The following is a 12,069-nucleotide window of genomic DNA, read 5'->3' as shown; positions in this document are numbered from 1 at the left end:
GACCGATGCCGCTCCCCGCCGAGACCTCGGCGAGCGAGAGCGTCCCCACGCTCCAGCGCGCCAGTCCCCTGCCCTCACGCGGCGAAGATGCTTCCTCGAACGTGCCGCCCGCGGCTCGCGAAGTGACAGCGGACGCACCTCGCTACGAGGCGAGCACTCCGGCCGGGGTCACCCCGCGTCCCCCCTCCGCAGCCGTCGAGGCTCACACGAGCCTCCCGTCCGCGACGCCCGTCATGCGCGTGCTGTCATCGACTCCCGCCGCGTTCCGGGCGCCAGGGTCAGTCGCGCAGTCCACGCCCGTGGTGCGTCCCGCCGCGCCCGCCGTCTCACGACCCAGGTCCCGCCTCACCTTCCTTCCGCCCACGGAAGCCGCGCCCGTGGCCCCTCCGTCGTCGCCCGAGCCGGAGCGCGCGGTGCCACCGGCCGCGCTGGCCACATCCCAGGTCGTGCGCCAGGTGAGCCAGGGGCTGACGCCCGTCCTGGAGCGAGCCCAGCAAGTCACCCACGAGGCCCTTACCGTCGAGCGCTCCTCGCGTCCCGCCTCGACTCCCGCCGTGGACTCCGGTGCGAACGCGGCGGTTCGCAACACGTTCAACGTGAACGTGCAGTTGGGCACGGAGACGGCGACGGCGGGCATGGACCGGCGCACGCTGGAAGACGCGCTGGTGGACATCCTTCGCGAGACGGCACGCCGTCACGGACTGGAGGTCTGAGCCCATGGCAGGCATCGGATACTCCGTGACGATTGGCTCCCTCCGGGCTTCCAACAAGGCCCGCCAGGGACAGGCCTTCATCCGCTCCATCACCAGCGAGCTGACCATGGACGGCGCGGGCGGCCGGTGCACCGTGGAGCTCGTGCCCTCCGACGCGGCGCTCCCTCCTCCCGGAGAAACCACCACCATCGCCCTGGATGGCGGCGATGGCGCGGTCACCGTCTTCACCGGCCTGGTGCTGGAAGCCCGCGCCGCGCCGGACACGTCCATCGTCATCGGCGGAGATGCCCTGGCGAAGCTCGCGCGGCTCGACGTGTCGGGCGCCTACGAGCAGATGTCCGCGGGCTCCATCGTCCGTGAGCTGGTGAAGAAGGCGGGCGGCACGCCGGGCACCATCGACGACGGCCCGACATTCCCCAGCTACGTGCTGCACCGCGGGCCTCGCGCCCTGCGGCACATCCTCCAGCTCGGAGAGCAGTGCGGCTTCGACGTCTTCACCGACGGCGAGGGGAAGGTGTACTTCACGGCGCCGAAGCAGGGCGGCGCGGACCACACGTTCGCCTACGACGCCCAGGTGCTGCGCACGCAGCTGGGCAAGCCGCTCCCCGCCATCGACGGCTTCGAGGTCTGGGGCGAAGGCGCGGCCAGCTCACAGGGCGAGAAGAAGGCGCACTGGCTGGTGGATGACCTGGCTTCCGTCCACGGCAAGGCCGCGCTGGGCACCAGCGGCAAGGTGCAGGCGGGTTCCACGGGAAAGAGCTCGCGCGAAGTGAAGGACGGCTCGGTCCGCGCGGGCGCCGACGCGTCCGATCAGGCCAAGGCCCGCGTGGGCGCGCTGGCCGCCCGTCCGCTGCACGGCTTCATCGAGGTGCTGGGAGCGCCCGCCGTGAAGCCTGGAGACTTGATCAAGGTGGACGACATCCCGGAGGGCCATCCCGTGGAGGCCCTGCTGTCCGGGAAGGTGCTTCGCGTCCGCTCGGTGCGTCACACCCTGAATGCCCGCACGGGCTTCGCCACCCGGATGGAACTCTGACATGCCCGTCCGCATCGGAAAAATCGAGCTCATCGGGCTCACGCAAATCTACACCGAGGACGCGCGCAACCTCGTGCAGCAGCGCGTGCCCGGTCAGTCCGGCTCCGTCTTCCAGGACCTGGGCCGTGAGCCCGTCACCGTCGTCATGGAAGGACTCCTCCTCGGCGAGGACCCGCAAGCGGCGCTGGAGGAGCTGAGACAAGCGCAGATGAAGGCGACGCCGATGTCGTTCGCCTCGGACGCCATCGCCGGAGCGGACCTCACCGACGTCCTCATCGCGGACTTCCAGGTCCGCCAGCTCGCGGGACACCAGAACCGCTTCAGCTTCTTCCTGCGCGTCAAGGAGTACGTCGAGCCCCCCGCCACCCAGGACGCGGGCGTCGGCGCGGTGAACGACGCGGTGGCCGACGACGCGCAGTCCTGGGCCCAGGGCTCCACGGACGCCGCGGGCGTGCTCCAGAACCCCGAGTCGCTGATGGACGCCGTCGACGCGAACCCGGACCTGCTCGGCCACCTGTCTCCGGACGAGCTGGGCTCGGTGGTCAACGGGACGAAGGGCTCGCTGACGGGGAAGAACTTCGGAAGCCTGCTGGGCGCGCTCGGCAAGGTGAACCCCGGCGCCATCATCGGATTCGTGCAGTCGCTCAGCCAGGCCGGAAGCCTGGGCGAGTTCATCGAGAAGCTCGCCACCGAGGGCATCAACATCCTGGAGCAGATGACCGGGCTGGACCTGGGCGCCGCGCTCGACATCGTCAAGGGCATCGCGGGCGCCGGGGACTTCCTCGCGAAGCTCCAGGCCGTGGGCAAGGAAGCCGGCGCACTGGGCGCGGCCATCGGCGGGTTCGATCCGCTCGGACCCTTCAAGGACCTGGAGAACCTTCCGTGAGCACGACCGCCGATATCGTCGACAGCATCACCCGACTCGTCATCGCCGTGGACAACCTGCTCAAGACGGACACGGTGAACGCCATCGTCAGCCTGGTGCGCAGGTTCGGCATCGGCGCCCCCGTGAAGGTGGGCATCGACGCGCTGGGCAATGCACTGAACCTCATCATCGGGTGGATCGCCAAGCTGGAGCAGGTCGCGGCCATCCCCGAGCTGCTGGAGAAACTGGACCCCGCGCTGGAGGGCCTGAAGGCCATTGGCGACAAGTCCGAGCAGGAGATGCGCGACATGGGCATGGAGGCGCTCGCCCCGCTCGCCGGCGCGGCCCACGCGGCGCACCTGGTCCTGGAGAAGATTCGCGCCGGCGCCGTCGTCATCCTCCAGGGCTATCTGCCCAAGCAGTCCCTGACGTCCCTTCGCGAGTCCGTCATCGGCGTCAAGGCGACGCTCAAGGCGCTCGGTGAGGCGCTGCTCGCCGCGCCGCCGCCCACGACACCCGCTCCCTCACTGGGTGCTGGCAGCATGCCGCTGCTCGCGGGAGGCACGACGTGAGCGACCTGGTCACCATCATCCGCTCCATCATCCGGGACGAGCTGGCGTCGTTGCGCCTGGGCGACCTGGGAGTGGTGACGAGCGCCTTCCCGCACGCGGACGGCGACGCGAACAACCACGAGTGCCACGTGAAGCTGCGCGAGAGCGGCCTGGAGCTGCGCCGCGTCCCCATCGCCACGCCGCACATCGGCATGGTGAGCGCGCCGCACGCCGGAGACCTCGTCGTCATCACCTACCTCAACGGCGACCCCAACCGCCCCGTCATCACCGGACGCCTGTACTCGGACAAGCTCAACCCGCCCATTCACGAAGCGGACGAGTGGCGCGTCGTCTCGCCACCGGGTGGCAAGACGTCCATCGCCATCGACCAGGAGCAGTCGGTGGTCATCACCGCCGGCGAGACGGTGGTGACGGTGAAGCAGGACGACGTCATCACCATCAAGGGCAAGACGGACCTGTCGCTGGAGGTGGAAGGCAACGTGCAGCTCAAGTGCACGGACTGCACGGTGGACGCGTCCGGGAAGATCGACCTGGGCAAGGGAGGCAGTGGCGTCATCACCGAGATGAGCCACAAGTGCTACTTCACCGGCGCTCCGCTCAAGGGCTCCAAGGACGTGAAGGCCAAGTAACCATGCCTGCACCGAGCGGAAGCGAAATAGGCGCCCTGGCGAAGAGCGCGATGCAGTCCGCGAGCCTCCGGGGAGAGAACGCTCCGGACCTGGCCACCGCGCTCGGTGACGCCTGCGGCCAGGCCTTCACGCTCTTCGCCTCCATGGCCATGGTGACGCCGGGAATCCCCGCCGCCGCGCCGCCGCCACCGGGCGCGGGCAGCACCGCGGGGCCCGGGATGATGCTGCCACCGCCGGCAGGGGGCCCCGGCGCGTCGCAGATAGAGCCCATCGCCAAGGGCCTGCTCGCGTCGAACAAGATCAACGGCGAGCAGCGGGACGCGCTGGCGAAGGCGATTGCCCAGACGGTGGAGCAGGCCCTCATCCTCTTCACCGTCCAGGTGATGGTGGCGCCGGGAATCGCCATCGCGGGCTTCGTGACGTCGTCGCCCGGCAGTCTCATGGGCGCCGCTCCCGCGAAGCCGATGCTCCAGCCGATTGCATTGGGCTTCCTCATGGCCGGTGGCATCCGGGGCGAGAACGCGCCGGACCTCGCGGGCGCCATGGCCGAGACGCTGTCCAACGCGCTCACGCAGATGATGACGCGCCTCAAGGTCTCCCCGGGCATTCCCAGCTCGCCCGGGGCGACGGCGGGCCCGGGGAGGTTGCTCTGATGGCGGACGAGCTCAAGACGGACCTGCGCCTGAAGTTCAACGAATCGGGCGGCGTGGACCTGGACTGGTCCACGGACGACGGCGCCACCACGGTGAGCGGCAAGGACAACCTCATCCAGGCCCTGACGATGCGGCTCATCGTCTACCGGGGACACCTGGAGCAACTGGGCCACCAGCGCTACGGCAGCCGCGTGGCGGACCTCATCGGCGAGCCGTTGGATCGCGCCAATCTGGACCTGCTGCGCCGCTACGTGCGGCAGGCCATCAAGGAAGACCCGCGCGTGGACGAGGTGACGCAGTTGAGCGTCACGGCCCGGGCGGATGTGCCGGGCGCGGTGGATGTGCGAGCCCGCATCAAGGCCATCAGCGGTGAAGCGGTGGAGCTGGGATTGGCGCTCGACCTGGGTTGAGCGCGGCGGCGTGGGCAACGGGTACGGACACGACTTCGGGAGAGCGTGATGAACGGCAAGGAAAAGCAGGGCATGAACGGAGTGCTGACCCTCGAGCTGCTCAACCTGGATGGCTCCCTGATGGAGCGGCGCCGGGTCCCCAACCTCATCACCACCGCGGGCAAGCGGTTGGTGGCGGAGCTGCTGATGGGCCGGGTCAACGGGCTGCCCGTCAAATGGTCCATCGTCGTGGGCACTGGCACCGAGGCGCCAGTGCCCGGGGACACCGTGCTGAAGGGCCCGGCGGCCGAGGCCGAGGACCCCGCGCCCAAGGTGGAGGTCATCGACCCGGGTGACGGCTCCAGCCTGGTGCGCGCCCTCGTGACGGCCACCCTGCCCGCCATCACCGACGCCACGGTGCAGCCGCTCACCGAGGCCGGCATTCAAGTCACCCTGGGGGAGACCACGAAGATCCTCTTCAACCGGGTCCGCTTCGAGGAGGTCAATCGCGGCTCCAACATGGTCATGAAGATGATGTGGGAGATCTCCTTTTGAGCCTCATCCCTCCCGAGACAACCACCTTCAGCGCCATCGTCGAACGGCTGCTGAAGAACATGGGGCCGGGAACGGACCCCAACGCCGGTGGCATGGCGCGAACCCTGGCCGAAGCCTACGCACGGGAGATGGCGACCTTCTACGCGATGATGGAGCTGGCCCATCGCTCCGGCTACCTCGACACGGCAGAAGGCGCCGCGCTGGACAACGTCGTCGCCGTGCTGGGCCTGAAGCGCGCACGCGCAGGTCGCCTCACCGGCGAGGTGGAGCTCAGCCGCGCCGCCCCCGCGCCGGAGGACATCGGCATTCCCGCGGGACGGCAGTTGACGGGCCTGGCGGCGGACGGCAAGCCGCTCCCCCTCTTCGAGACGCTCGAGGACGCCACCCTGCGCAAGGGCGACACGCGCGTCCTCATTCCCGTGCAGGAGATCCAGGATGACGCCGGGGCCGCGGCCGAGGCGCCTCCCGTCATCAACCCCTTCCGGCTGACGCTGATGCCCAGGCCCATCCTGGGAATCGAGGCCGTCACCAATCCGGCCCCCCTGCGGCGCGGCTCGGATGATGAGACGGACGAGAACCTCCGCGCGCGCGCTCGCACCGCGCTGCGGGATGGCGAGAAGGGCACGCTGGAGTCCATCGCCGCCGCCGTGCGCCAGCAGGGCGTGCAGCAAGTCACGGTGAGGGAGCCCGCCGACGCGCCTCCGGGCGTCGTCGATGTCCTCGTCGGCGACACCGACTTCGAGTCGGACGTCGAGGGCGTGGTCCGCGTCGAGTCCGCCATCCGGGAGACGAAGGCCGCCGGCATCCACGTCCGGCTCCGCTACGCGAAGACCGTCTTCTTCCAGGTGGACTTCCAGGTGGAGCCCACCAACCCGGAGATGGACGAGGTGACGTTCGACCGGCTCCGCCGGGAGCTCCAGCAGACGCTCGCGCTCCACATGAACGAGCTGCCCGTGGGCGCGCCCGTGAGTCGCCGCAAGCTGGAGGCCCTGCTCTTCGGCAACCCCGCGGTGCGCAGGGTGAACGAGCTGTCCGTGGAGACGTATGTCTGGGGCACCGACCCCGGACCTCCCATCAAGAAGGTCCTCGTGAAGGAGACGGCGGGCCGACTGTATGGCGCCAACCGCGACTGGAAGCTGGAGCCCCTGGAGGCCGCGCGCATCGACCTGGAGCTCAAGCCGCCGCGCATCACCCGCCTGCGCGCGCCGACGTGGCGGCTGGACCTGGTCGTCTCGCTGTCCAGTGGCGAGGCGCGCACGGCCGAGCAGGTGCGCGAGGCGCTGCGAGGCGCCCTGGACGTGTACGCGGCGCGGCTCTCCGAGGACGCACAGATGGGTCGCGAGGCGAAGCTCACCTTCGACTCCCTGCAGCAGAGCCTGAAGACGCAGGCGCGCATTGAAGCGCTGCTGGGCTGCGACGTCACCCTGGAGACCGGAATCACCGCGACGCTCGTCCTGGCGACGAATCCCGCCCATGTCGTGCCCGCCCAGGTCACCCAGCTCCTGGTGCGCGCCGACGTCCGGCTGCAGTTCGGCGGGGCAGAGCTGGTGGGTGTCGGATGAGCGCGGACCAACGCAGACGTCGCATGGTGGGCTACCTGCCGCCCGTTCTGCAGTCCGGAACGAAGCTCAACCTCTTCTTCTCCACGCTCGCCCAGGAGCTGGAGCAGATGGAGGGAGGCCTGACGCGGCTGATGCGTTCCCGCTGGCACGCGCTCGCGCGGGGCTTTCCCGTCGAGGAGTCGCTGGCGAACAAGGCGGACTCGGAGCTGGGGCAGCTCGCCGCGCTCTACAACCTGCTGCCTCGCCGGGGAGAGTCCGCCGACTACCTCCGCCAGCGCGTCGCCACCGTGGTGGAGCTGCACCGCACCGGCATGGCCTCCGCGCGCGCGCTGCTCCGGCTCGTGTCCCTGGTCTACATGGCACGGCAGCCGCCGGTGATTACCTGGGAGGGGAAGCTCGCGGTCGGCCTCTTCTCCGTGCCGCGCACGGATGGCACCTACCGGACCATTCGCGTCGAACTGGAGGACAATCCTCCGACGCCTTCGAGCGCGAGCTTCCGCAACGTGAGCGGGGGCCAGCGGCTGATCGCCACGAACGGAGGGCTCCACGTCGCATCGCCGGCCATCTCCCTCAAGGCGACGGAGAAGGAGATCGCCGTGCCCGTCTTCCGCCACGAGCAGTCCGGGCTGGACCTCATCTTCCTGGGCCGGGTTCCCCTGAACTCCACGCTGACCTTGCGCGACGAGCGAGCCGCCTTCATCGACGGCATTCCCGTGGACCCCGTGAAGAACCCCGTCATCCGGACGCACCCCACCCGCTTCTCCGCCCTGACGGACCCGGGCGTCCTCACGCGCTTCGATGCGCCCGAGTCCCGCTTCTCCGTGTTCGAGGAGGACCAGCACGTCCCCGACCTGGCGCTGGGCGAGAACCACTGGCGCTACGACACGCTGGATCAACAACAGGTCCACTCCTACCTCACGAGCTGGTCCCAGACACGACGGGACGCCGCCGTGGCGTGGGCCCTGCCCGTGCGAGCCACGCCGCGCGCGGACGTGCGCCTCGACTGGACGGAGATAACGCCCGCGACCTGCACGCTGACCATCCCCGTCGACTACATCCCGCCGCACCTTCAGGTGCCCAACGAGGACCAGGTGGTGCCCGGGCTGCCTGGGTTGGTGAAGGAGTTGATGCGCGCGCTGGAGTACGGCCGCTGCGCCGGCGTGCGCACGCGCATCGAGTTCACGCTGCCCCTGCCTCCGGAGGCGCTCGTCGCCAGCGAGGGACCGCTCCGGATGGAGGTCGACACGTCCCTGACCGAGAAGCTGGAGCCGAAGGACGCGCTGACCTCGTTCGGTTCCACCATCGAGTTGCACGAACAGTTCCCAGATCCCCAGGAGAAGCTCGCCTGGGACGGCGTCTTCTCCGCGACCCGCTTCGATACCTCGAGGTTCCAGTCATGAGTGATCCCTTCTACACCGCGAAGTCCGGTGACCCCATCCTGGCGGACACCTGGAACAACATGCAGATCAAGACGCGGGATGAGATCCGCGCCCACACCCACCATGGCGCCGACGACGGCCGGCAACTGGATGGCGAAAGCATCTCCGCCACCGCCGTGCTGAAGGTGAGCCGGGTGGACGCCACCGTGTCGATGTCGGTGGGCGGCGTGGACCTGGCCACCCGACTGAGCACCCTGGACACCCAGAAGCTGTCCATCGGCGGTGGCAGCCTCACGGGCCCGCTGTCTGTCGCGACGGCCAACGTAGGCATCGGAGCGGCGGCGGGGACCAAGCGACTGCTCGTCGTGGCGCCGGGCAGTGGCAACCAGAACGCCCCTCTGGAGCTGCGGAGCGGTGGCGATACGGGCTGGGGCATTGGCGCCGTCATCCGGACCACTGGCGGCACGGAGGGCGCGGGGCTGGTGCTGAGAAGCCGCGCCAAGAGCTGGCAGCTCCGCGGTGAGCAGGGCGCCACCGCCACCGGCCTGCAGATCACCGAGGACGGAGGCGACGCGGACACGGGCTCGGGCCTGGGCACGCCGCGCATCCACATCAAGTCCGGCGGCGGCGTGGGCCTCAACACGACGGACCCGCAGGGGGCGCTGGACATCCGCCTCTCGGGGGCCGCCGCCGGGTTCGACAGGTTCGTGGTGAACACGACGACGGACTGGGGCAGCGGCACGGCACAGGTGACCATCGGCGCCGGCGGTGGCGCGGGCCTGATGATCAACAACCCCCACGTCATCTGGCACAAGACGGAGAACCGCGCGTCCATCCGCTACGGCCTGAGCGGCGGCGTCGCCACGGGCCTGTTCTGGGACGTGGGCGCCCGGGTTGGCAACGCATTCTCCTTCAGCGTGAACGGCACCCAGACGATGTGGATGGGCGCGGATGGCAGCGTCGGCATCGGCACCGTGACGCCGGGTGCCCGCCTGGACATCCAGGGCGGCGGCCTGCGCGTCAGCGGCGCCATCATGCCCTCCATCGGCAATGCGTCCGGCAACGGCATCCAGTTCCCCGAGGACTCGTGGGGCGGCACCGGAGACGCGGCCTTCATCCGCTACTACCGCGTGCCCAACCCGCTGCCCGGTGAGGAGGAGAACGGCCGGCTGGTCATCGCCTGCACGAACGAGCCGGGCGACTCCATCATCTTCAACCAGTCCGGCGCCGAGCGGTTGACGCTCGTCAATGGGTTCATTGGCATGGGGACGCCCCGCCCGTCCACGCCCTTGCACATCGTCCAGCAGGCCGCCAACGCGGGCCTGCGCATCCAGGAGAACACGTCCGGCCGCTTCATGGACCTCTGCTACGAGGGCCAGGGCACCTTCCACCTGTTCCACAGCAACGGCAACGGCCAGTGGATGCAGCAGGACGGCATCTGGCGCGGCCCCTCGGACGCGTCGCTGAAGGACAACATCACCTCGCTCCAGGACATCCTCCCGCGCGTGCTGGCGCTCAGGCCCGTGAGCTTCAACTGGAAGAACACCGGTGACCTCAACCTGGGTCTGGTGGCGCAGGAGGTGGAGACCGTCTTCCCGGAGCTGGTCAGCGAGCTGAAGCTCGAGTCCGCGGGCGGCAAGGTCATCAAGGGATTGGCCCACCAGGCCTTCAGCGTGCTCGCCATCGCGGCCCTCAAGGAACTCAAGCAGCAATACGACGAACGATTGGCGGCGCTCGAGCAGCGTCTCCAGAACCAGGAGCTGAAGTCATGATGGATGCCATCGAGAAGCGCCTCGCGGACCTCCGGGCCGAACACGAAGCAGGTCAGAAGATGATGGCGGAGCTGGAGGCGAAGCGCTCGCACCTGGTGCAGACGATGCTGCGAATCGAGGGCGCCATGCAGGTGCTCCAGGAGCTGCTGCCCGCGAAGGCCGAGGGCGGCACCGCCACCGTGACGGACATCAAGGAAGCCGCTCGCTGATTCCCCGCACGACGTCAGGACTCCGCCATGAGTGATACGCGCGTCGGCGCCACGCTGACCTATACCGGGACGGCCACGCCTCCCACGGCCGCACAGATTCCGGTGGACACCGCCGGTCTCGTCGTCGCCCTGGAAGTGCCGGCGGGCGTGGCGTTGGTGCGCGCGGCACTCACCGTCCGCGCGCCGTCGGATGACGTGACGGTGAACCTGTCGCCCACCGCCACGCTGGCCACCAGCGGGGGGCAGACCGTCCTGGACCCCGCGCAGCCCATCACCTGGCTCAGCCTGGACTGGGGGGCGCGTCGTCCCCTGTCCTCCGTGGACGTGCGGCTGCCGACCTCTCCCACGCAGACGGAGAAGAAGGGACGCCTGAGCGTCGCGGAGGGCGGCGCCTGGTATCCCCCGACGCCGTCGGACACGGTGTCGGTGAACGCCGTGGCGCCAGCGCCACTGCCGGGCATCCTCGCCAGCCGCTTGCTGGTGGAGTTCGTGGAGGCGAGCAGCGCGCCGCCTCCGGTGGGGACTCCGAAGACGCTGGCGGCGACCCAGGTGGCAAGCATCGCCCTGCGCGCACCCGCGCGGCCTCCCGACCTCACCGCGACCGTGGGCGTAGGCGCGGGCGCGCTGTTCTTCCACCATGCGCTGCCCCTGCTGCCCCGGCAGGAGCTGGTGCTGGAGGATGCGTTGAGCGACGCGCTCCAGCGCGCGTGGCCGGTGGACCTCAAGTCCGGCGCGGTGGCGGTGGCGCTGCGCTCGTCGGGGCTGGGCATGTTCGACCGCGTCCAGCTCGTCATGGACACGCTGGAGGTCATCCAGCGCTGGAGCGACGGCGCGGAGAGCCAGACGCTGGCGGTGAACACGGACAGCAGCGTGTCCGCGCGAGTCACCGTGCCCAGGGACCGCGCGCTCTCCGAGGTGCGGTTCCACATCCAGCATCAACTGCACGATGAGGACCTTCCCCTCGCGCCGCGCCCGCCCTCGATGCCCGCGCTGTCTCACCACTGCGGCTCCGGGTACTCCGCCGCGCAGGCCTTCCGTGCGACGCGCGCCACGGGCCCGCTCGCGGCCCTGGACCTCCACTTGCGGCCGCTGACCCGGCGCGTGGTGGGAACCCTCGCCTTCCATGCCGACGTGCATGACCGGCCCGATGATGCGCCCCTGGCTGGCGGTTCCATTCCCCTGCTGCTGGAGCAGGAGGGTTCGGCTCCGTGGGCCTCGCGCTGGGTCGCCTTCACTCCTGGCAAGCCGCTCGCGCTCGGAACGGGCCCGTGGTGGGCCGTCCTCACGGTGGACGAAGGAGATGTCCTCTGGAGCCTCACGGACCATGCGGAGACCACTCCCACGCCGGGCGCGTTGACGCCTGGCACCGCGCTGCATCGCACCGAGGCCATGGGCCCCTGGCTGCCTCGGGAGAATGGCCTTCCGGGGGCGGAAGAGGACGCGGAGGCGCTCTGGGCATGCTCGCGTCCACGCCTGCGTCCACTCACCGCCATGCCTCCGCCCCCGCCCCGCCTCCAGCTCCGTTGGGGCGCGAAGGTGCTCGACGTGACGGCTCGCGAGGACGGCTCCGTCGCGCTGGATGCCAAGGCCCTGGCCACCCTCACACCGCCCGGGGGCACCGGAAGCCCGCCGCCGCTGGAAGTCCTCGTCCAGTCGCGAGTGGCCGGTGACATCACCCTCTCCGGGCTCCAGGTGGTCATCCCCCAGCGGGAGACCTACGCACTCTTCCCGAGGTAGC

General features: G+C 69.9%; 13 protein-coding genes. All 13 read left to right on the top strand.

Features of this window, described 5'->3' with window-relative positions; genetic code table 11:
* Nucleotides 1-5: 5 nt before the first annotated feature.
* Genes HUA76_RS23585 through HUA76_RS23525 form a run of 13 tightly spaced genes read left to right on the top strand, consistent with a single transcriptional unit; the run spans nt 6 to nt 12,068 of the window.
* The gene (locus HUA76_RS23585) at nt 6-713 is read left to right on the top strand and encodes a hypothetical protein (RefSeq protein ID WP_217440071.1); all 708 of its coding nucleotides are present in this window, start codon (nt 6-8) and stop codon (nt 711-713) included.
* A gap of 4 nt (nt 714-717) precedes the next feature.
* Nucleotides 718-1,746: a hypothetical protein gene (locus HUA76_RS23580; protein WP_174462134.1), complete on the top strand. Its 1,029-nt coding sequence runs from the start codon at nt 718-720 to the stop codon at nt 1,744-1,746.
* Nucleotide 1,747: 1 nt separating this feature from the next.
* Nucleotides 1,748-2,632, top strand: a complete 885-nt coding sequence (locus tag HUA76_RS23575; protein WP_141640597.1) for a hypothetical protein — start codon at nt 1,748-1,750, stop codon at nt 2,630-2,632.
* The gene (locus HUA76_RS23570; RefSeq protein WP_174462133.1) at nt 2,629-3,183 is read left to right on the top strand and encodes a hypothetical protein; all 555 of its coding nucleotides are present in this window, start codon (nt 2,629-2,631) and stop codon (nt 3,181-3,183) included. Before HUA76_RS23575 ends, HUA76_RS23570 begins: the two co-directional genes overlap by 4 nt.
* Entirely contained in the window at nt 3,180-3,812 is a 633-nt protein-coding gene (locus tag HUA76_RS23565) for a phage baseplate assembly protein V (protein WP_141640595.1), read from the top strand. The genes HUA76_RS23570 and HUA76_RS23565 overlap by 4 nt, the downstream gene beginning before the upstream one ends.
* Before the next feature lie 2 nt (nt 3,813-3,814).
* Nucleotides 3,815-4,465, top strand: coding sequence for a hypothetical protein (locus HUA76_RS23560; protein ID WP_141640594.1), 651 nt, complete (start codon nt 3,815-3,817; stop codon nt 4,463-4,465).
* Entirely contained in the window at nt 4,465-4,875 is a 411-nt protein-coding gene (locus tag HUA76_RS23555; RefSeq protein ID WP_141640593.1) for a GPW/gp25 family protein, read from the top strand. Before HUA76_RS23560 ends, HUA76_RS23555 begins: the two co-directional genes overlap by 1 nt.
* 48 nt (nt 4,876-4,923) lie before the next feature.
* Nucleotides 4,924-5,409: a hypothetical protein gene (locus HUA76_RS23550; RefSeq protein ID WP_141640592.1), complete on the top strand. Its 486-nt coding sequence runs from the start codon at nt 4,924-4,926 to the stop codon at nt 5,407-5,409.
* Nucleotides 5,406-6,971: a baseplate J/gp47 family protein gene (locus tag HUA76_RS23545; protein WP_141640591.1), complete on the top strand. Its 1,566-nt coding sequence runs from the start codon at nt 5,406-5,408 to the stop codon at nt 6,969-6,971. The genes HUA76_RS23550 and HUA76_RS23545 overlap by 4 nt, the downstream gene beginning before the upstream one ends.
* Nucleotides 6,968-8,371: a hypothetical protein gene (locus HUA76_RS23540; protein ID WP_174462132.1), complete on the top strand. Its 1,404-nt coding sequence runs from the start codon at nt 6,968-6,970 to the stop codon at nt 8,369-8,371. The genes HUA76_RS23545 and HUA76_RS23540 overlap by 4 nt, the downstream gene beginning before the upstream one ends.
* Complete coding sequence (locus HUA76_RS23535; RefSeq protein ID WP_174462131.1) at nt 8,368-10,122, top strand: tail fiber domain-containing protein; 1,755 nt, start codon at nt 8,368-8,370, stop codon at nt 10,120-10,122. The genes HUA76_RS23540 and HUA76_RS23535 overlap by 4 nt, the downstream gene beginning before the upstream one ends.
* Nucleotides 10,119-10,331, top strand: a complete 213-nt coding sequence (locus HUA76_RS23530) for a hypothetical protein (protein ID WP_141640590.1) — start codon at nt 10,119-10,121, stop codon at nt 10,329-10,331. Before HUA76_RS23535 ends, HUA76_RS23530 begins: the two co-directional genes overlap by 4 nt.
* A 27-nt stretch (nt 10,332-10,358) precedes the next feature.
* A complete protein-coding gene (locus HUA76_RS23525; RefSeq protein WP_174462130.1) occupies nt 10,359-12,068 on the top strand; it encodes a hypothetical protein in 1,710 nt (569 codons plus the stop codon).
* Nucleotide 12,069: the final 1 nt, after the last annotated feature.

Source organism: Myxococcus sp. CA056, assembly GCF_013336715.1.
In the GTDB taxonomy this organism is placed as follows: domain Bacteria; phylum Myxococcota; class Myxococcia; order Myxococcales; family Myxococcaceae; genus Myxococcus; species Myxococcus llanfairpwllgwyngyllgogerychwyrndrobwllllantysiliogogogochensis.
This window is presented reverse-complemented; position numbering and strand designations above follow the sequence as displayed.

What these genes read in the sequence shown, in the direction of transcription:
- HUA76_RS23550 (WP_141640592.1), top strand. Translation starts at nt 4,924, where the DNA reads ATGAACGGCAAGGAAAAGCAGGGCATGAACGGAGTGCTGACCCTCGAG.
- HUA76_RS23575 (WP_141640597.1), top strand. Translation starts at nt 1,748, where the DNA reads ATGCCCGTCCGCATCGGAAAAATCGAGCTCATCGGGCTCACGCAAATC.
- HUA76_RS23540 (WP_174462132.1), top strand. Translation starts at nt 6,968, where the DNA reads ATGAGCGCGGACCAACGCAGACGTCGCATGGTGGGCTACCTGCCGCCC.
- HUA76_RS23580 (WP_174462134.1), top strand. Translation starts at nt 718, where the DNA reads ATGGCAGGCATCGGATACTCCGTGACGATTGGCTCCCTCCGGGCTTCC.
- HUA76_RS23535 (WP_174462131.1), top strand. Translation starts at nt 8,368, where the DNA reads ATGAGTGATCCCTTCTACACCGCGAAGTCCGGTGACCCCATCCTGGCG.
- HUA76_RS23525 (WP_174462130.1), top strand. Translation starts at nt 10,359, where the DNA reads ATGAGTGATACGCGCGTCGGCGCCACGCTGACCTATACCGGGACGGCC.
- HUA76_RS23585 (WP_217440071.1), top strand. Translation starts at nt 6, where the DNA reads ATGCCGCTCCCCGCCGAGACCTCGGCGAGCGAGAGCGTCCCCACGCTC.
- HUA76_RS23560 (WP_141640594.1), top strand. Translation starts at nt 3,815, where the DNA reads ATGCCTGCACCGAGCGGAAGCGAAATAGGCGCCCTGGCGAAGAGCGCG.
- HUA76_RS23530 (WP_141640590.1), top strand. Translation starts at nt 10,119, where the DNA reads ATGATGGATGCCATCGAGAAGCGCCTCGCGGACCTCCGGGCCGAACAC.
- HUA76_RS23555 (WP_141640593.1), top strand. Translation starts at nt 4,465, where the DNA reads ATGGCGGACGAGCTCAAGACGGACCTGCGCCTGAAGTTCAACGAATCG.